The organism is Azonexus hydrophilus, assembly GCF_038368255.1.
In the GTDB taxonomy this organism is placed as follows: Bacteria; Pseudomonadota; Gammaproteobacteria; order Burkholderiales; family Rhodocyclaceae; genus Azonexus; species Azonexus hydrophilus.
Map to the genome: position 1 here is coordinate 214,604 of NZ_CP151406.1, position 18,799 is coordinate 233,402.

Below are 18,799 nucleotides of genomic sequence, written 5' to 3' on the forward strand. Positions count from 1 at the left end.
GTTCAGATTAGCACGCACCGCAGACAGGCATAACGGAGATATGTAACAAATGGCAAACGCCTTTTCACAATGAAAAAAGGGAGGGCCGCAGCCCTCCCCATGATCTCGGCAGAAATGCCGGTCAGTCCTTCTTCTGGGTGTCCAGACGGAACTTGACGTAGCTGCCCGGGGCCGGTTCGATGACCTTGAGCGCACCGGCTTCCGGCTGACGGGCCGGCACCTTGGCCGAGCCGCCCGGCAGGCTGGTCACCCACTCATGCCAGTGCGTCCACCACGAACCGGCATTCTGGGTGGCACCGGCCAGGAACTCTTCCGGGCTTTCCGGCAGGTTGCCGTCGGTCGCGTCATTGGTCCAGTAGCCGTATTTGTTGGCCGCCGGCGGATTGACGATGCCGGCGATGTGGCCGGAGCCGCCGAGCACGAACTTGGTCTTGCCGGAAGGCAGGCGGGCGCCCATGTAGGTGCTCTTCCAGGGGGCGATGTGGTCTTCGATCGTGGAGATGAAGTAGCACGGGGTCTTGACCTTGGAGAGGTCGATCTTGACGCCGCCCAGGGTGATGCCACCGGGCTCCTTGAGCAGGTTGGCCAGGTACATGTTGCGCAGGTAGAAGCTGTGCATCGCTGCCGGCATGCGCGTCGAATCCGAGTTCCAGTACAGCAGGTCAAACGGGAACGGATCCTTGCCCATCAGGTAGTTATTGACCACGAAGGACCAGATCAGGTCGTTGGCGCGCAGCATGTTGAAGGTGCCGGCCATTTCCGAACCTTCGAGGAAGCCGCGTTCGGCCATCTTCTTTTCCAGTCCGGCAACCGCGCCTTCATCGAGGAAGACACCGAGTTCGCCCGGCTCGGAGAAGTCGAGCATGGTCGTGAAGAAGGTTGCCGAGTTGGCGCGCTTGTCCTTCTTGGCGGTCATGTAGGCCAGCGTGGTCATGGTCAGCGTACCGCCCAGGCAGTAGCCGGCCAGGTTGACGCTGTCTTCGCCGGTGTGGGCGCAGACCTGGTTGATCGCTTCCAGCGAACCTTCGAGCAGGTAGTTCTCGAAGGACTTCTGCGCCAGCTTCTCGTCCGGGTTGACCCAGGACATGATGAAGGTGGTGTGGCCCTGGCTGGTCGCCCAGTTGACCATGGAGTTCTTCTCGCGCAGGTCGAGGATGTAGTACTTATTGATCCACGGCGGCACGATCAGGAAGGGCTTCTTGTACTGGTCCGGGGTCTTCGGATCGTACTGGATCAACTGGAACAGTTCGTTCTGGAAGACCACCTTGCCCGGCGTCGTGGCAACGTTCTTGCCCATTTCGAAGGCCGAGGTGTCGGTCATCCGGATGCGCAGCTGGCCATCGCCGGCCTCGACGTCGTGCAGCAGGTTGTTCAGGCCCTTGATCAGGTTCTGACCGTGGCTCTTGACCGTTTCGCGGAAGACTTCCGGATTGGTCATGGCGAAGTTCGACGGCGACAGCGCGTCGATGTACTGACGGGTGAAGAAATTCACCTTCTGCTGGGTCGCGTCATCCAGGCCATCGGTATCGGCCACCGTGTCATGAATGTGACGAGCGGCGATGAGGTAGGACTGCTTCATGAAGTCGAACAGGAAATGCTGTTCCCATTCCTCGTCCTTGAAGCGATTGTCGCCCTTCTTCGGCGCGGCCACCGGGGCGGCGCCCGGCATGCCCATCATCTTCATCATGGAACCCTGCCACAGCGAGAAGTAGTCCCACATCATGTTCATCTGGGTCTGCGCCAGCTTGTACGGGTTGGCCATCAGCCGCGCCGACAGGTCCATGAAGGCCTTGGCCACGCCGAGTTCGTCGGCCGGCGCCTCGACCCCGTCCTTGGCCTTCTTTTCCATGTACTGGGTGATGATGCGCGAGGCGCGCTGTGCCACCTCGGCATAGGTCTTGGCCATTTCGGCCGGATTGGGCAGGTTCAGGCCCTGGTCTTCGGTTTGCTGCGACATCTTGAAACTCCCTCTGTCAGTGCGCGGCGGGTTGGTGCTGCAACCGCGAATAGCGAATCACCCCGTCGGCGTCGATGCTGCGTGACAGCCGACCGGCTTGTTCCAGATAGTTCAGGTGGGCAATTGCTTCGCCCATCGCGAACATCGTTTGGTGTGTATCGAGCACCCGACCAAACAACACGTCGAGCAACCCGGCTGCGCTCTGCGGCGCGTGTTCACAGCTGTTCTCAAGCGCATGCAATCGTTCTTCGTGGTGCGCATGCAATGCACCCACCCGTGCCTGCACCCCGGTGAAGGGCAGACCGTGTGATGGTAAAACCAGGGTTTGCGGCAGAACTTCCTCAGCCATCCGGTCCAGCGACGCCAGATACCAACGCAGGGCGTCGGCGTCCGGCGTTGCCGCAAAAACGCTGATGTTGGTGGAAATTCTTGGCAACAACATGTCTCCGGAAATTAACACGCCAAGTTCAGCACAGTAAAGCGCCAGATGCTCCGGCGCATGACCATAACCGATGATTGTTTGCCAGGTGTGACAGCCAATCCGGATCGCATCGCCGGCCTTGATCCGCCGATAGTGTTCCGGCAAGCCGGGCACCGCCTTGCGATAGCCCGATCCACGCTTCTCGAAACGGGCCAGATGCTCGCCATCGAGGCCGTGCTGACGGAACTGTTCGACCATGAAACGCGCGCCGTGGCCAGCAACTTCATTCCACACGACATGGGCGGTCAGAAACTCGCCGGAGGTCATCCACAGCTCGGCACCGGTCTCGGCCAGCAGCCAGGTCGCCAGCCCGAGGTGATCGGGATGGAAGTGGGTGACGATCAGGCGTGTCACCGGCCCGTCGAGTCGGTCGAGGATGGCGCGCCAGGTTTCGCGCACGGCATCGTCGGGGAAACCGGTATCGACGATGGTCCAGCCGGCGCCGTCGCGCATCAGCCACAGGTTGATGTGATCGAGCTGAAACGGGAGCGGCATGCGCAGCCAGAAAATGCCGGGCGCGACTTCGCGCACTTCCCCGGCGGCGGGAATCTCTGTGAAGGGATAATCGAGGGACATGCTGTTCCGTTTCGTTTTTTGTACAAGTTACCATACGGTAGCGGATTGAAAAAAGCCCCGTCATCTGCTTAACTTCGCGGCAATCTTGGAGACATCATGAGCCAGCCGGCCACTTTCAGCATTTCCGACCTTGCCCGGGAATTCGCCATCACCCCGCGCACCATCCGCTTCTGGGAAGACCAGGGCATCCTCGCCCCGCAGCGCGAGGGCCAGAAACGCATTTTCACCCGCCGCGACCGCGCCCGCCTGAAAATGGCCCTGCGCGGCAAGCGCCTGGGCCTAAGCCTGGCCGAGATCAAGGACCTGATCGGCATGTACAACTCGACCGAGGACGAGACGCCGCAACTGATGGAATGCCTGCGCGTCATGTCCAAGCGGCGGGAAGCCCTGGAACAGCAGCGCGAGGACATCGAAGCGATGCTCGCCGAAATCGGCCAGTTCGAGCAGCAGTGTGAAAAGGAACTGACGCGCAGGAAAAACGCGTGATTTTTTTTGCCGATTGGTTTACGTTAACGTCAACGTAAGATAAATCGACTGCCATGCACAAGCCCACCGATCCCGATTTCGCTGCCCGCGTCCTCGCCAGTTTCCAGCGCCAGAGCGCGATGGCGCTGATCCGCGCGGCGCTGCCGCGGATCGAATACGGCATCACGGAAATCCACGTGCCGCACTGGGACGGGATCGAACAGCAGCACGGCTACGTGCACGGCGGTGTCGTCGGCATGATTGCCGATTCGGCCGCCGGCTACGCGGCGATGACCACGGTACCGGCCAGCGCCTCGGTGCTGACCGTCGAATACAAGATGAACCTGCTCGCCCCGGCCGACGGTGAAAAACTGATCGCCCGCGGCCAGGTCGTCCGTGCCGGCCGCACGCTGATCGTTACCCAGGCCGAAGTCTTCGCCGTCAAGGACGGTAAAGAAACCCTGTGTGCGCTGATGCAGCAGACGATCATGGCGATGCACGGAAAAGCGGACAGCAAGACAACCAACAACAAACCGGAGACAAACCCATGAACATTCCCAGCCTCGACTTCGCCCTCGGCGAAGACATCAACCTGCTGCGCGACGCCGTCAAGGCGTTTGCCGACGCCGAGATCGCGCCGCGCGCCGCCGAGATCGACCGGGTCAACGAATTCCCCGCCGACCTGTGGCGGAAATTCGGCGACATGGGCCTGCTCGGCATGACTGCCGGCGAGGAGTACGGCGGCACCAACATGGGCTACCTGGCGCACATCGTCGCGCTCGAGGAAATCTCGCGCGCCTCGGCCTCGGTCGGCCTGTCCTACGGCGCCCACTCGAACCTCTGCGTCAACCAGATCCGCCGCAACGGCAGCGAAGCGCAGAAGCAGAAATACCTGCCCAAGCTGATTTCCGGCGAACACGTCGGCGCGCTGGCGATGTCCGAGCCGAATGCCGGTTCCGACGTCGTCTCGATGAAACTGCGCGCCGAGAAGAAGGGCGACCGCTACGTGCTCAACGGCGCCAAGATGTGGATCACCAACGGCGGCGACGCCGATACCCTGGTGGTCTACGCGAAGACCGATCCGGCGGCCGGCGCCAAGGGCATGACCGCCTTCATCGTCGAGAAGGGCATGAAGGGCTTCAGCCACGGCACCCACCTCGACAAGCTGGGCATGCGCGGTTCCAACACCTTCCCGCTGTTCTTCGATGACTGCGAAGTGCCGGAAGAAAACGTGCTCGGCGGCGTCGGCAACGGCACCAAGGTATTGATGTCCGGCCTCGACTACGAGCGCGCCGTGCTTTGCGGCGGCCCGCTCGGCATCATGGCCGCCTGCATGGACGTGGTCGTGCCCTACCTGCACGAACGCAAGCAGTTCGGCCAGCCGATCGGCGACTTCCAGCTGATGCAGGGCAAGGTTGCCGACCTGTACTCGACCTGGCAGGCCACCCGCGCCTACGTCTATGCCGTCGGCCGCGCCTGCGACAGCAGCGATCACTCGCGCACGCTGCGCAAGGACGCCGCTGGCGCCATCCTCTACTCCGCCGAAAAGGCGACCTGGATGGCCGGCGAGGCAATCCAGACCCTGGGCGGTGTCGGCTACACCAACGAGTACCCGACCGGCCGCCTGTGGCGCGACGCTAAACTCTACGAGATCGGTGCCGGCACCTCGGAAATCCGCCGCATGCTGATCGGTCGCGAACTGATGGCGGAGACACGCTGAATTCATAATTACCGGCACAGGTAGAATGCGCGATTGTCCCCGGCCACCCCGGGGACAACGTAAAAAATGCGAAGCGGTATCCCGCCTTCGCCTACCAGGAGCCACACAGCATGAAGATCACCCTGCGCACGCTTTCCGCCGCCGACACCGAGGCCATCGAACAGGTCCGCCAGTATTTCCGCAATTACGCGGCCTGGCTGGGCGTCGACCTCTGTTTCCAGAACTTCGACCAGGAAATGGCCTCGCTGCCCGGCGCCTACGCGGCGCCGGCAGGCCGGCTGTTCTTCGCCGAAGTCGACGGCCGACCGGCCGGCTGCGTCGGGGTGCGTCCGTTCTCCGAAGGCGTCTGCGAAATGAAGCGCCTTTACGTCGATCCCGAGCGACGCGGCCTCGGCGTCGGCCGGGCGCTGGCGCTGGCAGCAATCAAGGCGGCCAAGGAAATCGGCTACAAGCGCCTGCTGCTCGACACCCTGCCGAACATGCGCATGGCGGTGAAGCTCTACCGCGAACTCGGCTTCAACGAAGTGCCGGCCTATTACCCGACGCCGGTCGAGAACACCATCTTTCTCGCCCTCGACCTCGACAACTGGTCGGAAGAGGAAAACTGCAACGAGAACCTCTGCCACCTGTTCGACTACAACCGCGCCTGGGCGCGCCAGATGCGCGAGATCGACCCGACCTACTTCGACAAGCTGGCGCAGTTGCAGAACCCGGAATTCCTCTGGATCGGCTGTTCCGACTCGCGCGTGCCGGCCAACCAGATCGTCGGCCTGCTGCCGGGCGAGGTCTTCGTCCATCGCAACGTTGCCAACGTCGTCGTGCACACCGACCTCAACTGCCTGTCGGTGATCCAGTACGCGGTCGACGTGCTCAAGGTCAAACACATCATGGTCGTCGGCCACTACGGCTGCGGCGGCGTGCTTGCCGCCTTGAACCGCGCCCGCGTCGGCGTCGTCGACCTGTGGCTGCGCCATGTGCACGATGTGCACAACAAGCACCTCGCCGCCGTCGATTCGCTGCCGCCGGAAAAGCGCCACGACCGTCTGTGCGAACTCAACGTCCTCGAACAGGTGGTCAACGTCTGCCACAACCCGGTCGTCCAGGACGCCTGGCAGCGCGGCCAGAAACTGACCGTGCACGGCTGGATCTACGGCCTCAAGGACGGTCACATGCACGACCTCGGCATCACCATCGACACCCCGACCGACCTGCCGACCCGCTACGAGGCGGCGTTGCTGGCACTCGACGCCTGAGCCCCCTTAACCCCATTCCCATAACAAACCGCAAGGAGAAAACAGCATGCAAGACCCGATCGTCATCGTTTCCGCCGCCCGTACCGCCATGGGCAGCTTCCAGGGCGGCTTCGCCGGCCTGACCGCCGCCAATCTCGGCGCCGAAGCCATCAAGGCCGCCGTCGCCCGCGCCGGCATCGACGCCAACCTGATCGAAGAAGTCCTGATGGGCTGCGTCCTCCAGGCCGGCCAGGGCCAGGCGCCGGCCCGTCAAGCCGCACTGCAGGCCGGCCTGCCGCTGTCGGCCGGCTGCGCCACCATCCACAAGGTCTGCGGTTCGGCAATGAAGGCCACCATGCTGGGTCACGACGGCATCCTCGCCGGCTCCTACGGCGCCGCCGTGGTCGGCGGCATGGAGTCGATGACCAACGCCCCCTACCTGCTGCCCAAGGCACGCGGCGGCTACCGCCTCGGCCACGGCCAGTTGCTGGACCACATGTTCCTCGACGGCCTTGAGGATGCCTACGGCAAGGAGACCCGCGGCCGCCTGATGGGGACGTTTGCCGAAGAGTGTGCGGCCACTTATGGCTTCACCCGCGAAGCGCAGGATGCCTACGCCGTGCAATCGACGACCCGCGCCATCGAAGCCAGCAACAACGGTTCCTTCGACTGGGAAATCACCCCGGTCACCGTCGCCGGCCGTAAAGGCGATGTCGTCATCGACAAGGACGAAGGCCCGTTCGCGGTCAACGTGGACAAGATCCCGACCCTGAAGCCGGCGTTCAAGAAGGACGGCACGGTCACCGCCGCCAACTCTTCGTCGATTTCCGACGGCGCCGCCGCCATGGTGCTGATGCGCGAATCGCAGGCCGCCAAGCTGGGTCTGGCGCCGGTTGCCCGCATCGTCGCCCACACCACCCATGCCGGGGTGCCGGCACTGTTCCCGTCGGCCCCGGTCGGCGCCATGCAGAAACTGTTCGCCAAGACCGGGTGGACCGCAGAATCGGTCGATCTGTTCGAAGTCAACGAAGCCTTCGCCGTCGTCGCCATGGCCGCGCTGCACGACCTCAAGCTCGATCCGGCCAAGGTCAACGTGCATGGCGGCGCCTGCGCGCTCGGCCACCCGATCGGCGCTTCCGGCGCCCGCATCGTCGTCACCCTGCTCGGCGCGCTGAAGAAGACCGGCAAGAAGCGCGGCGTCGCCTCGCTGTGCATCGGCGGTGGCGAAGCCACGGCCCTCGCGGTGGAAATGCTCTAAGTGCCGCAACAGGCCCGGACCCTGACCTACGCCAAGCTGGTGGCAGCAATGGCGATGTGGGGCGGCACCTGGATTGCCGGGCGGGTCATCGCCCAGGAACTCAGTGCCCCGCTCGCCGTCGCCTCGCTGCGCTTCGTCATTGCCGGCCTGGTGGTCGGCAGCGTCATGCTGATTTCCGGTGGCGGCATCCCGCTGCCCCAGGGTCGGCAGGAATGGGCGCTGGTCTGGGCGCTGGGCTTTTTCGGCATCTTCCTTTACGGCCTGTGCTTCTTTTTCGGGCTGCAGCACATCCCGGCCGGGCGCGGCGCGCTGGTCGTCGCACTCAATCCGGTGGTCATCGTGCTGCTCGCCTGGCTGACCGGCAAGGAAGGCATGAACCCCCGCAAAGCGGTCGGCAGCATCATCGCGCTGGCCGGCTGCCTGACGGTGATCGGCAACGGCGATCCGCTGGCCCTGCTGCAGGGCGAGGTCGGCATCGGCGAATGGCTGATCATCGGCTGCGTGTTGAGCTGGACCGCCTACACCTTCATCGGCTGGCGCGCCACCGGCCGCTTCTCGGCGCTGGCGACCACGCTCTACGCCTGCCTGACCGGCGCCATCCTGCTCGGGCTGGCAGCGCTGGTGCAGGGCGACATCGATCCGGCCGCCTGGTCGTGGCGGGTGTGGACCGGCATGTTCTTCCTCGCCGTCTTCGGCACCGCCATCGCCTACACCTGGTTCACCGCCGCCGTGCAGCAACTCGGCGCCGGCCACGCCTCGGTCTTCATTAACCTGGTACCGGTCTTTGCCGTGCTGCAGGCCGCCGTCCTGCTCGACGAGCGCCTCGGCCTGCCGGTGCTTTTCGGCGGCCTGCTGGTGATTGCCGGCGTCTGGCTGACCACCCTACAAAAAACAACTCTGGAGAAAACAGCATGATTCTGACGCAAGAACAGGAAATGATCCGCGACACCATGCGCGCCTTCGCGCAGGAGCGCCTCGCCCCCTTCGCCGCCGAATGGGACCGCAACCACACCTTCCCGGCCGACGCCCTGAAGGAACTCGGCGAGCTCGGCGCCATGGGCATGTGCGTGCCCGAGGAATGGGACGGCGCCGGCATGGACTACATGAGCCTGGTGCTGACGCTGGAAGAAATCGCCGCCGGCGACGGTGCCACTTCGACCATCGTTTCGGTGCAGAACTCGCTGGCCTGCGGCATCACTCAGAAGTACGGCACCGACGCGCAGAAGGAAGAATGGCTGAAGCCGCTCGCCCGCGGCGAAAAACTCGGCTGCTTCTGCCTGACCGAACCGCACACCGGATCGGACGCCGCCGCCATCACCACGCGCGCCGACAAGGATGGCGACCATTTCGTGTTGAACGGCGTCAAGCAGTTCATCACCACCGGCAAGCACGCCCACATGGCCATCGTCTTCGCGGTGACCGACAAGGCCGCCGGCAAGAAGGGCATTTCCTGCTTCCTGATCCCATGCAATACCCCGGGTTTCATCGTTGGCCGCACCGAAGACAAGATGGGCCAGCACGCGTCCGACACCGTGCAGATCATCCTGGAAAACTGCCGCGTGCCGGCTTCCGCATTGCTCGGCAAGGAAGGCGAAGGCTACAAGATCGCCCTCTCCAACCTCGAAGCCGGCCGCATCGGCATCGCCGCCCAGAGCATCGGCATGGCCCGCGCCGCGTTTGAAGCAGCCGTCCGTTACGCCAAGGAACGCGTCACCTTCGGCCAGCCGATCATCGAGCACCAGGCGGTCAACTTCAAGCTGGCCGACATGAACACCCTGCTCGACGCCGCCCGCCTGATGGTCTGGCGTGCCGCCCAGTTGAAGGACGCCGGCAAGCCCTGCCTGAAGGAAGCGTCGATGGCCAAGATGTTCGCTTCCGAAGCCGCCGAGAAGATCGCCTCCGACGCCATCCAGATCCACGGCGGCGTCGGCTACACCAGCGACTTCCCGGTCGAACGCATCTACCGCGACGTGCGCATCTGCCAGATCTACGAAGGCGCCAACGATATCCAGCGGCTGGTGATCGGCCGTTCGATCGCTGCCGAGTAAGCGCAAACCTGCGGTCGACCGGACCCAGAATTCCGGCGACCGCCCCAACCCCGAGGAGACAAACATGAATGAAACTGCAGACAAGGCCCCGATCGATTTCTGGTTCGATTTCTCCAGCCCCTACGGCTACCTGATGGCCGAGAAGATCGACGAAGTCGCCGCCCGCTTCGGTCGCAAGGTGCGCTGGCACCCGATCCTGCTCGGCGTCATTTTCCAGGCCACCGGCTCGCGGCCGCCTGCCGACGGCAGCAGCGCCAGGGCCAGATACGTCTATCGCGATTTCCATCGCTCCGCCCGCCACATGGGCATTCCCTACAATCCGCCGAGCCGCTTCCCGCTACCGACGCAGAACGCCGCCCGCGCCTACTACTGGCTGCACGGCCAGGATTGCGCACTGGCCCGCCAGTTCGCCCATGCCGTCTATCGCGGCTTTTTCGTCGACGACCTCGACATCTCGTCGCCCGACACCGTGCTCGATATTGCCGGAAAACTGGGCGTCGACCGTGAAACCCTTGCTGCCGCGCTGCAAAGCCCGGAAATCAAGGCCCGGCTCAAGGACGAATGCGAGCAGGCGCTGGCCACCGGCGTCTTCGGTTCGCCGCACGTGATCATCGACGGCGAACACTTCTTCGGCGCCGACCGCCTGCCGCAGATCGAACACTGGCTGGAAAGCGGCGGTTTTTAAAGTAGTTCACACGAGAATCATGAAAAGAATCTGCGTCTTCTGCGGCTCGAACGCCGGCAGCCAAGCTATCTACCGCGCCGAAGCCGAAAAGCTCGGGCGGCTGCTCGCCGCGCGTGGCATCGAACTGGTCTATGGCGCTGGCAACATCGGCCTCATGGGCGCCGTCGCCGATGCCTGCCTGGAAGCCGGCGGCACGGTCATCGGCATCATTCCGGAAGCGCTGGTGGGCAAGGAAGTCGCCGGTCGTGCCGTCGATCACCGGGCGCTGACCCGGCTCGAAGTCGTCGATTCCATGCACACCCGTAAAGCGCGCATGGCCGAGCTGTCCGACGGTTTCATCGCCCTGCCCGGCGGCTTCGGCACCTTCGAGGAATTTTGCGAAATCCTCACCTGGGGGCAGCTCGGGTTCCACGTGAAACCGATGGGCCTGCTCAACGTGAATGGTTTTTACGACCCGCTGCTGGCGATGTTCGACCGCGCCGTCAGCGACGGCTTCCTGCGCCCGCAGAACCGGGCGATGGCGCTGGCCGACACCGATATCGAAAGACTGCTGGCGACGATGGCCGATTACCGGCCTGAACCGGTCAGCAAATGGCTCAAGGAGGAAAGGCAGTTGTAGGGCCTTCCATTTTTCCGTTTTCAGGTAACGCACAGACAAAAGAAGCGAGGAGACATGACCATCCTGAAATCCCAATTGAACCCGCGTTCGGCCGATTTCCAGGCCAACGCGGCGGCCATGCAGGCGGTCGTTGACGACCTGCATGAAAAGGTCGAGAAGATCGCTCTCGGCGGCCCGGAAGCGGCCCGCCAGAAGCACCTGGCACGCGGCAAGCTGCTGCCGCGCGAGCGGGTCAGCGCCCTGCTCGATCCCGGCACGCCCTTCCTCGAGATCGGCCAGTTTGCGGCCTACGGCATGTACGGCGGCGACGTGCCGGCGGCCTCGGTGATCGCCGGCATCGGCCGCGTCGAGGGCGTCGAATGCATGATCGTCGCCAACGACGCGACCGTGAAGGGCGGCACCTATTACCCGCTGACCGTCAAGAAGCACCTGCGCGCCCAGGAAATCGCGCTGGAAAACCGCCTGCCGTGCATCTATCTCGTGGACTCCGGCGGCGCCTTCCTGCCCATGCAGGACGAGGTCTTCCCGGACAAGGAACACTTCGGGCGCATCTTCTTCAACCAGGCCAACCTGTCGGCGGCCGGCATCCCGCAGATCGCCGCGGTCATGGGTTCATGCACCGCCGGCGGCGCCTACGTGCCGGCGATGTGCGACGAGTCGATCATCGTCCGTGATCAGGGCACCATCTTTCTCGGCGGTCCGCCGTTGGTCAAGGCAGCGACCGGCGAGGTCGTCACCGCCGAAGACCTTGGCGGGGCCGACGTGCATACGCGCATCTCCGGCGTCGCCGACCACCTGGCCGAGAACGACGCGCACGCGCTGGCCATCGCCCGGCGCATCGTCCGCGACCTGAACTGGAAAAAGACGCCGCCGGTCACCCTGACCACCCCGAGCTCCCCGCTGTTCAGCCCGGAAGAGCTCTACGGCGTCATTCCGACCGACACCAAAAAGCCTTTCGACGTGCGCGAGATCATCGCCCGCATCGTCGATGGCTCCGACTTCGACGAGTTCAAGGCGCGCTACGGCACGACGCTGGTCTGCGGCTTCGCCCGCATCTTCGGCTATCCGGTCGGCATCGTCGCCAACAACGGCATCCTGTTCAGCGAATCGGCGCTCAAGGGCGCGCATTTCATCGAACTCTGCGCCCAGCGCGGCATCCCGCTCGTCTTCCTGCAGAACATCACCGGCTTCATGGTCGGCCGCAAATACGAGAACGGCGGCATCGCCCGCGACGGCGCCAAGATGGTGACCGCCGTCGCCACCGCCAAGGTGCCGAAATTCACCGTCGTCATCGGCGGCTCGTTCGGCGCCGGCAACTACGGCATGTGCGGTCGCGCCTACAGCCCGCGTTTCCTGTGGATGTGGCCGAACGCGCGCATCTCGGTGATGGGCGGCGAACAGGCCGCCGGCGTGCTGGCCACGGTCAAGCGCGACGGCATCGAAGCCAAGGGCGGCAACTGGTCGCCAGCAGAGGAAGAAGCCTTCAAGGCGCCGATCCGCGAGCAGTACGAGACGCAGGGACACCCCTACTACGCGTCGGCGCGGCTGTGGGACGACGGCATCATCGATCCGGCCGATACACGGCGCGTGCTCGGCCTGGGACTGTCGGCGGCGATGAATGCGCCGGCGCAGGAAACGAAGTTCGGCATTTTCCGGATGTAAGGAGCCACCATGTTTACTTCCCTGGAAATCGAACTCGCCGGCCCGGTCGCCACGATCTGGATGAACCGGCCCGACCTGCATAACGCCTTCGACGAAACCCTGATCGCCGAACTGACCGCCGCCTGCATCGCCCTCGACGGGGATGCCGATGTGCGCGTCGTCGTCCTCGGCGGGCGCGGCAAGAGTTTCTCGGCCGGTGCCGACCTCAACTGGATGCGCCGTGCCGCCAACAACGGCATCGATGAGAACCTCAACGACGCCCGCGCCTTGGCCGGCATGCTGCGCACCCTGGCCGAGATGAAGAAGCCGACCATCGCCCGCGTGCAAGGCGCCGCGCTCGGCGGCGGCATGGGCCTGGCCTCGGCCTGCGACATCGCCGTCGCCTCGACCAAGGCTGTGTTCGCCACCTCCGAGGTCAAGTTCGGCATCATTCCCTCGGCGATTTCGCCCTACTTGCTGCGTGCCATCGGCGCCCGCCAGGCGACGCGCTACTTCCAGACCGCCGAGCGCATCGACGCCGCCCGCGCCCGCGAGATCGGGCTGGTGCATGAAGTCGCCGAGCCGGAAACGCTCGACGCCAAGGTCGCCGAGATCGTCGCCGCACTGCTCGCCGGCGGCCCCAACGCGCAGGCCGCCGCCAAGGACCTGATCCGCGCCGTCGATCACCAACCGGTCAACCACACCCTGGTCGAGGAAACCGCCCACCGCATCGCCCATCTGCGGGCGACGCCGGAGGCGCGCGAGGGTATTTCCGCCTTTTTGGATAAACGTCAGCCCAACTGGATGGGGGAATAAGCGATGTTCACCAAGATTTTGATCGCCAACCGCGGTGACCAGCCGCGCAGCGGCGCAGCGACGAAGTCAAACTGCCTGCGTGCGCAGCACGCTCAGGCGATTTCTCCGCGGGAGACCACGCATGTTTAACAAGATACTCATCGCCAACCGCGGAGAAATCGCCTGCCGCGTCATCAAAACCGCCCGCCGCATGGGCATCCGTACCGTCGCCGTCTATTCCGAGGCTGACGCCAACGCCCGCCACGTGCGCCTGGCCGACGAGGCCGTGCTGCTCGGGCCGGCGGCGGCGCGCGAGTCCTATCTGGTCGCCGACAAGATCATCGAGGCCTGCCAGCGCACCGGCGCCCAGGCGGTGCATCCGGGCTACGGCTTCCTGTCCGAGAATGAGGACTTCGCCGAGGCGCTGACCGCCGCCGGCCTGGTCTTCATCGGCCCGCCGGCGTCGGCGATCCGCGCCATGGGCTCGAAATCGGAAGCCAAGAAGCTGATGGGCACGGCCAAGGTGCCGCTGACGCCGGGCTACCACGGCGACGACCAGCGGCCGACGCTACTGCACGCCGAGGCCGAGAAGATCGGCTACCCGGTGCTGATCAAGGCGGCGGCCGGCGGCGGCGGCAAGGGCATGCGCCTGGTCGAGAAATCCGAGGACTTCCCCGACGCGCTGGCGTCGTGCAAGCGCGAGGCGCTGTCGAGCTTCGGCGACGACCATGTGCTGATCGAGAAATACATCACCAAGCCGCGCCACGTCGAAATCCAGGTCTTCGCCGACACGCTGGGCAACTGCGTCTATCTGTTCGAACGCGACTGCTCGGTGCAGCGCCGCCACCAGAAGGTGCTCGAAGAAGCCCCGGCGCCAGGCATGACCGAGGCGCGCCGCCGCGAGATGGGCGAGGCGGCGGTCGCCGCGGCCAAGGCCGTCGGCTACGTCGGCGCCGGCACGGTTGAATTCATCGCCAACCAGGACGGCAGCTTCTTCTTCATGGAGATGAACACCCGTCTGCAGGTCGAGCACCCGGTCACCGAAATGATCACCGGCCAGGACCTGGTCGAATGGCAATTGCGCGTCGCCGCCGGCCAGCCGCTGCCGCTCCGTCAGGAACAGCTGGAAATCCGCGGCCACGCGCTGGAAGCGCGCATCTATGCCGAGGACGCGAACAAGGGCTTCCTGCCTGCCACCGGCAAGCTGGTGCGCCTGGTGCCGCCGGCCGAGTCGATCAATGTACGCGTCGATACCGGCGTCGAGGAAGGCGACGAAATCACGCCCTTCTACGATCCGATGATCGCCAAGCTGATCGTCTGGGACGAAACCCGCGACGGCGCCCTGGCGCGCATGCGGAAGGCGCTGGCCGACTACCGCGTCGCCGGCCTGACCACCAACATCGACTTCCTCTCCCGCCTGGTCGCCTGCCCGGCCTTCGCCAAGGCCGATCTGGACACCGGCCTGATCGAACGGCAGAAGGACTTCCTCTTCCCCGCCGTCCAACCGGTGCCGCGCGACGCGCTGCTGGTCGCCACGGTCGGCGAACTGCTCTGGGAACAGCACGCCGCCAAGCAGGCCGCGCAGCACAGCGGCGACCCGTTCTCGCCCTGGCACGCGCGCGACGGCTGGCGCATGAACCTGTCGGCCGCACGCACGATCAGCTTCATGGACGGCGAGACGCTGGTCGAAGCCCGCGTCCGTTACCTCGGCGAGCGGTGGGAAATCTCGCTCGGCGGCGAAACGACCGTGGCCAGCGGCAGGAAGCTGGAAGGCGACCGCTTTGCCGTCGAACTCGACGACCGCCGGCTGATCGCCAGCGTCGTCGCCGTCGACGACAAGCGCACGGTGTTTTTGCAAGGGAGCACGTACTCACTCCTGCGCGACGACCCGCTGCACCGCGTCGATGCCGGCGACAGCCACGGCGGCGGCCTGACCGCGCCGATGCCCGGCAAGGTCGTCGCCCTGCTCGCCCAGCCCGGCCAGAAAGTGGAAAAGGGCACGCCGCTGCTGATCCTCGAAGCGATGAAGATGGAACACACCATCACCGCCCCCGCCGCCGGCACCCTCAAGGCCTTCTGCTACGCCGCCGGCGAACAGGTGGCCGACGGCGCGGCGCTGGTCGAGTTCGAAGGAGACGCCTGATGCTGCCTGGCAAGGTCAAGATCGTCGAAGTCGGCCCGCGCGACGGACTGCAGAACGAAAAACAGCTTGTCCCGAGCGAGATCAAGATCGAACTGATCGAACGCCTGGCCGAGGCCGGGCTACCGGTGATCGAGGCCACCTCGTTCGTGTCGCCCAAATGGGTACCGCAGATGGGCGACAACGCCGTCGTGCTGGCCGGCATCAAGCGCCGGCCGGGTGTGACCTACGCCGCGCTGACGCCGAACCTGCAGGGTTTCGACGGCGCCGTCGCGGCGCGCGCCGATGAAGTGGCGATTTTCGGCGCCGCCTCGGAAGCCTTCTCGCAGAAGAACATCAACTGTTCGATTGCGGAGAGCCTGAAGCGCTTCGAGCCAGTGGTTTCCGCCGCCTCGGCGCTGGAAATCCCGGTGCGCGGCTATGTGTCGTGCGTCGTCGGCTGCCCGTATTCAGGCGAGGTGGCGCCAGAGAAGGCGGCCGAGATTGCCGGCATCCTCTACGGCATGGGCTGCTACGAGGTCTCGCTCGGCGACACGATCGGCGTCGGCAATCCCCGCTCGATTGCCCGGATGATCGAAGCCTGCGCCCGCGTCGTCCCGATCGAAAAGCTCGCCGGGCATTATCACGACACCTACGGCATGGCGATTGCCAACATTTACGCGTCCCTGATGCAGGGCATGGCGGTTTTCGACGCCTCGGTCGCCGGCCTCGGCGGCTGTCCCTACGCGAAAGGCGCCTCCGGCAACGTCGCCACCGAGGATGTGGTCTACCTCCTCAATGGATTAGGCATTGAAACCGGCATCGATCTGGCTAAACTGGCGGCTACCGGCGACTGGATTTCCCGCGCCCTCAACCGACCGAACGGCGCCCGCGCCGGCCGGGCCTTGTGTACTGCCGACGAGTGAGCTTTCTCAGCGCCATCACCGATCTCCTGAAACCGGCCGCACCACCCGACCCCGCGGTGGCGGCCGCGCTCGACCGGGTGATCGGGATGGTGGACCCGCTGGTCCGCGCAGCGCCCCGGTTGGACAAACATCTGCTGGGCGCCGTCGAACACGCGCTGGGCTACTGCCAGGGACTGGTCGCCGCACTGCCCGGTCCGATCCAGATCAACCGCCAGGCTTTCGGCAGCGATGCGCTGGTCCATGCGCTGTTCGCCACCGCCAACGACATCGACGACATGCTCGGGCGCAGCCAGGCGGTCCGCGATTTTCTCGAAAAGCCGGAATGCTGGCGCAGCGACTGCTTCTGCGCGATGCTGGCGGCCCGGCGCCAGCAGAAGAAGCATTTCGGCATGGCCCAGCAGGGCAACATCATCCGCGCCGACGTGCCACAGGAAGTCCTCTTCTTCTCTGGCCAGACCCTGATCGAACCCTGCTGCGACCTGGACATGACGCGTTCACGGTTGCAGGCGCGGGCACTGGAAAGCCTGCTGCAAACCTTCAACGCCCACGTCGAAACCCTGCGCCGCGAGCGCCAGGGCCTGCGCGCCGATCTGTCGGCAGAACACGCCCAACTGGCGGCCTGGCAGCACAGCCATCCGATGGCCGAACACGAGCAGCACACCCGGCACCTGGTCGAACTGGACATGCAGTTGCGCCGGGACGACGAGGCACTGATGCCGGAAAACCTGGTCGAATTGCTCGCCGATTTCCTGCGCCACCCGGAAAGCGCGCTCAGCCTGACCCCGGTCAGCATCCGCATTGACCGCCTGGGCGTCGTGCACGACGCCAACGCCGACGACGATGCGCAAACCATCAGTTTCCCGGAACTTTCCAGCCGCGACCGGCGTCAGCATCTGGCGACCCTGGTCCGCGTCTCGCGCGACGAAGCCAGGGCAGCCGTCGAGAAATCCCGCAATAACCAGCAGCGCTACATCATCATCTAATGAGCACGCCCCCCGCCTCCCCCTGCATCAACGTCTGCCGAATGGATCCGCTCAGCGGACAGTGCATCGGCTGCCAGCGCACGCTGGAGGAAATCGCCGGCTGGTCCGCTTTCGACAACACGACCCGTCTGACGGTCCTCGAACGGGTCGCCGAACGCCGGCAGGCGTCCGCCGCTGCGGGAAAGCCATGAACGAGGCAAACGAAACCCGTTACCAGTGCGTCGGCATCTGCATGACCGACCCGGATTCCGGCTACTGCCTCGGCTGTGGCCGTCCGCCCGAAAGTGTTCCGGACGTCGTGGTCGAACTCCAGCCGCTCGTTATCGATACCCAGCCGAGCAGCTCGACCGATCCGGATACACCAGCGTGACGGTCCGGCTTCCCGATAGCCTGCGCGTTCTCGAACGCGGCTGGCTGTCGGCCAACAACGTCCTGTGCATCGATCACGACCAGGCCACGCTGATCGACAGCGGCTACGTCACCCATGCCGAACAAACCCTGGCCCTGGTCCGGCAGGCGCTGGACGGACGGCAACTGACGCGGCTGGTGAACACCCACTCGCATTCCGACCATATCGGCGGCAACGCCGCGCTGAAAACGGCATTCGATTGCGAAATCGTGGTTCCGGCCGGCATGCAGGCGACCATCGCCGAATGGGACGAAGCCGCCCTGCTGCTGTCGCCGCTCGGCCAGCAGGCTGCTGTCTTTCGCCACGACGCGCTGATCCATGCCGGCGACGAACTCGAACTCGGCGGCCTCAACTGGCGGGCCATCGCCGTTCCCGGGCACGACATGGATGCGCTGGCCTATTACAACCCCGAACGGCGCATCCTGATTTCCGGCGATGCGCTCTGGGAAAACGGCTTCGGCGTGGTCTTCCCGGAATTGCTCGGCACCGCCGACGGACTGGCGGCCACGCGGGCAACCCTGGAAGAACTGTCGCGGCTGGCGGTCGACATCGTCATCCCCGGCCACGGCGCCCCGTTTGCCGATGCAGCCGGCGCCCTGCAACGCGCTTTCGGCCGACTCGACCATTTCAGCGCCAATATCGACAAGCTCGCCTGGCATGCCATCAAGGTGATCACCACCTTCGCCCTGATGGAACGGCAGCCCATGCCGGCCAGGGACTTTGCCGCCTTCGTCGCCAGCCTGCCCATCGTCATCGATCTGAACCAGCGTTACCTGGCCATTGCCGATGACGAACTGTCGGCGAGGCTGCAGCATGAACTGCTGCACGCCGGCGCCATCCGCCGCGTCGACAACATGCTGGCCAGCCGCTGACAAAAAGCAACGG

Annotated in this window: 20 protein-coding genes; 18 read left to right on the forward strand and 2 right to left on the reverse strand. The window is 64.9% G+C overall.

The window, feature by feature from the left end:
- Positions 1–121: 121 nt before the first annotated feature.
- Positions 122–1,957: a PHA/PHB synthase family protein gene (locus tag AADV58_RS01010; RefSeq protein WP_028994027.1), complete on the reverse strand. Its 1,836-nt coding sequence runs from the start codon at positions 1,955–1,957 to the stop codon at positions 122–124.
- Positions 1,958–1,973: 16 nt separating this feature from the next.
- Positions 1,974–3,014: an MBL fold metallo-hydrolase gene (locus AADV58_RS01015; protein WP_341743824.1), complete on the reverse strand. Its 1,041-nt coding sequence runs from the start codon at positions 3,012–3,014 to the stop codon at positions 1,974–1,976.
- A 96-nt stretch (positions 3,015–3,110) separates the two neighbouring features.
- On the opposite strand from AADV58_RS01015, the gene AADV58_RS01020 reads away from it, so the two are divergent.
- The 18 genes from AADV58_RS01020 to AADV58_RS01105 all read left to right on the forward strand — a co-directional run bounded on the left by AADV58_RS01020 (position 3,111) and on the right by AADV58_RS01105 (position 18,786).
- Positions 3,111–3,500, forward strand: a complete 390-nt coding sequence (locus AADV58_RS01020) for a MerR family transcriptional regulator (RefSeq protein WP_028994025.1) — start codon at positions 3,111–3,113, stop codon at positions 3,498–3,500.
- A gap of 53 nt (positions 3,501–3,553) precedes the next feature.
- Positions 3,554–4,030: a PaaI family thioesterase gene (locus AADV58_RS01025; protein WP_341743825.1), complete on the forward strand. Its 477-nt coding sequence runs from the start codon at positions 3,554–3,556 to the stop codon at positions 4,028–4,030.
- Positions 4,027–5,199, forward strand: a complete 1,173-nt coding sequence (locus tag AADV58_RS01030) for an isovaleryl-CoA dehydrogenase (RefSeq protein WP_028994023.1) — start codon at positions 4,027–4,029, stop codon at positions 5,197–5,199. The genes AADV58_RS01025 and AADV58_RS01030 overlap by 4 nt, the downstream gene beginning before the upstream one ends.
- Before the next feature lie 110 nt (positions 5,200–5,309).
- Positions 5,310–6,452 (forward strand): carbonate dehydratase, encoded by a 1,143-nt coding sequence (can, locus tag AADV58_RS01035; RefSeq protein WP_298396176.1) that lies wholly within the window; start codon positions 5,310–5,312, stop codon positions 6,450–6,452.
- A gap of 46 nt (positions 6,453–6,498) precedes the next feature.
- Positions 6,499–7,689 carry an acetyl-CoA C-acyltransferase gene (locus AADV58_RS01040; protein WP_341743826.1) on the forward strand — a complete coding sequence of 397 codons (1,191 nt, stop codon included), beginning with the start codon at positions 6,499–6,501 and terminating at the stop codon, positions 7,687–7,689.
- Positions 7,690–8,604 carry a DMT family transporter gene (locus tag AADV58_RS01045; RefSeq protein ID WP_051295236.1) on the forward strand — a complete coding sequence of 305 codons (915 nt, stop codon included), beginning with the start codon at positions 7,690–7,692 and terminating at the stop codon, positions 8,602–8,604.
- A complete protein-coding gene (locus AADV58_RS01050; RefSeq protein ID WP_281985567.1) occupies positions 8,601–9,737 on the forward strand; it encodes an acyl-CoA dehydrogenase in 1,137 nt (378 codons plus the stop codon). Before AADV58_RS01045 ends, AADV58_RS01050 begins: the two co-directional genes overlap by 4 nt.
- Positions 9,738–9,801: 64 nt before the next feature.
- Entirely contained in the window at positions 9,802–10,422 is a 621-nt protein-coding gene (locus AADV58_RS01055; protein WP_341743827.1) for a 2-hydroxychromene-2-carboxylate isomerase, read from the forward strand.
- A 19-nt stretch (positions 10,423–10,441) separates the two neighbouring features.
- The gene (locus AADV58_RS01060) at positions 10,442–11,041 is read left to right on the forward strand and encodes a TIGR00730 family Rossman fold protein (protein ID WP_341743828.1); all 600 of its coding nucleotides are present in this window, start codon (positions 10,442–10,444) and stop codon (positions 11,039–11,041) included.
- A 54-nt stretch (positions 11,042–11,095) separates the two neighbouring features.
- Positions 11,096–12,703 (forward strand): carboxyl transferase domain-containing protein, encoded by a 1,608-nt coding sequence (locus tag AADV58_RS01065; RefSeq protein ID WP_341743829.1) that lies wholly within the window; start codon positions 11,096–11,098, stop codon positions 12,701–12,703.
- A 9-nt stretch (positions 12,704–12,712) separates the two neighbouring features.
- The gene (locus AADV58_RS01070) at positions 12,713–13,498 is read left to right on the forward strand and encodes an enoyl-CoA hydratase/isomerase family protein (RefSeq protein ID WP_341743830.1); all 786 of its coding nucleotides are present in this window, start codon (positions 12,713–12,715) and stop codon (positions 13,496–13,498) included.
- Positions 13,499–13,501: 3 nt separating this feature from the next.
- Positions 13,502–13,627 (forward strand): hypothetical protein, encoded by a 126-nt coding sequence (locus AADV58_RS01075; protein ID WP_341743831.1) that lies wholly within the window; start codon positions 13,502–13,504, stop codon positions 13,625–13,627.
- Positions 13,620–15,620, forward strand: a complete 2,001-nt coding sequence (locus tag AADV58_RS01080) for an acetyl/propionyl/methylcrotonyl-CoA carboxylase subunit alpha (RefSeq protein WP_341743832.1) — start codon at positions 13,620–13,622, stop codon at positions 15,618–15,620. The genes AADV58_RS01075 and AADV58_RS01080 overlap by 8 nt, the downstream gene beginning before the upstream one ends.
- Positions 15,617–16,522: a hydroxymethylglutaryl-CoA lyase gene (locus AADV58_RS01085; RefSeq protein WP_424243836.1), complete on the forward strand. Its 906-nt coding sequence runs from the start codon at positions 15,617–15,619 to the stop codon at positions 16,520–16,522. Before AADV58_RS01080 ends, AADV58_RS01085 begins: the two co-directional genes overlap by 4 nt.
- Entirely contained in the window at positions 16,519–17,505 is a 987-nt protein-coding gene (locus AADV58_RS01090; RefSeq protein WP_341743833.1) for a hypothetical protein, read from the forward strand. Before AADV58_RS01085 ends, AADV58_RS01090 begins: the two co-directional genes overlap by 4 nt.
- A complete protein-coding gene (locus tag AADV58_RS01095) occupies positions 17,505–17,696 on the forward strand; it encodes a DUF1289 domain-containing protein (protein ID WP_424243824.1) in 192 nt (63 codons plus the stop codon). Before AADV58_RS01090 ends, AADV58_RS01095 begins: the two co-directional genes overlap by 1 nt.
- Entirely contained in the window at positions 17,693–17,875 is a 183-nt protein-coding gene (locus tag AADV58_RS01100) for a DUF1289 domain-containing protein (RefSeq protein WP_341743835.1), read from the forward strand. The genes AADV58_RS01095 and AADV58_RS01100 overlap by 4 nt, the downstream gene beginning before the upstream one ends.
- Positions 17,872–18,786 carry an MBL fold metallo-hydrolase gene (locus AADV58_RS01105; RefSeq protein ID WP_341743836.1) on the forward strand — a complete coding sequence of 305 codons (915 nt, stop codon included), beginning with the start codon at positions 17,872–17,874 and terminating at the stop codon, positions 18,784–18,786. The genes AADV58_RS01100 and AADV58_RS01105 overlap by 4 nt, the downstream gene beginning before the upstream one ends.
- Positions 18,787–18,799 lie beyond the last annotated feature (13 nt).

Coding starts and splice junctions, on each gene's coding strand:
- can (WP_298396176.1), top strand. CDS start 5,310: ATGAAGATCACCCTGCGCACGCTTTCCGCCGCCGACACCGAGGCCATC.
- AADV58_RS01040 (WP_341743826.1), top strand. CDS start 6,499: ATGCAAGACCCGATCGTCATCGTTTCCGCCGCCCGTACCGCCATGGGC.
- AADV58_RS01050 (WP_281985567.1), top strand. CDS start 8,601: ATGATTCTGACGCAAGAACAGGAAATGATCCGCGACACCATGCGCGCC.
- AADV58_RS01075 (WP_341743831.1), top strand. CDS start 13,502: ATGTTCACCAAGATTTTGATCGCCAACCGCGGTGACCAGCCGCGCAGC.
- AADV58_RS01015 (WP_341743824.1), bottom strand. CDS start 3,014: ATGTCCCTCGATTATCCCTTCACAGAGATTCCCGCCGCCGGGGAAGTG.
- AADV58_RS01100 (WP_341743835.1), top strand. CDS start 17,693: ATGAACGAGGCAAACGAAACCCGTTACCAGTGCGTCGGCATCTGCATG.
- AADV58_RS01065 (WP_341743829.1), top strand. CDS start 11,096: ATGACCATCCTGAAATCCCAATTGAACCCGCGTTCGGCCGATTTCCAG.
- AADV58_RS01025 (WP_341743825.1), top strand. CDS start 3,554: ATGCACAAGCCCACCGATCCCGATTTCGCTGCCCGCGTCCTCGCCAGT.
- AADV58_RS01020 (WP_028994025.1), top strand. CDS start 3,111: ATGAGCCAGCCGGCCACTTTCAGCATTTCCGACCTTGCCCGGGAATTC.
- AADV58_RS01030 (WP_028994023.1), top strand. CDS start 4,027: ATGAACATTCCCAGCCTCGACTTCGCCCTCGGCGAAGACATCAACCTG.
- AADV58_RS01095 (WP_424243824.1), top strand. CDS start 17,505: ATGAGCACGCCCCCCGCCTCCCCCTGCATCAACGTCTGCCGAATGGAT.
- AADV58_RS01055 (WP_341743827.1), top strand. CDS start 9,802: ATGAATGAAACTGCAGACAAGGCCCCGATCGATTTCTGGTTCGATTTC.
- AADV58_RS01080 (WP_341743832.1), top strand. CDS start 13,620: ATGTTTAACAAGATACTCATCGCCAACCGCGGAGAAATCGCCTGCCGC.
- AADV58_RS01010 (WP_028994027.1), bottom strand. CDS start 1,957: ATGTCGCAGCAAACCGAAGACCAGGGCCTGAACCTGCCCAATCCGGCC.
- AADV58_RS01060 (WP_341743828.1), top strand. CDS start 10,442: ATGAAAAGAATCTGCGTCTTCTGCGGCTCGAACGCCGGCAGCCAAGCT.
- AADV58_RS01070 (WP_341743830.1), top strand. CDS start 12,713: ATGTTTACTTCCCTGGAAATCGAACTCGCCGGCCCGGTCGCCACGATC.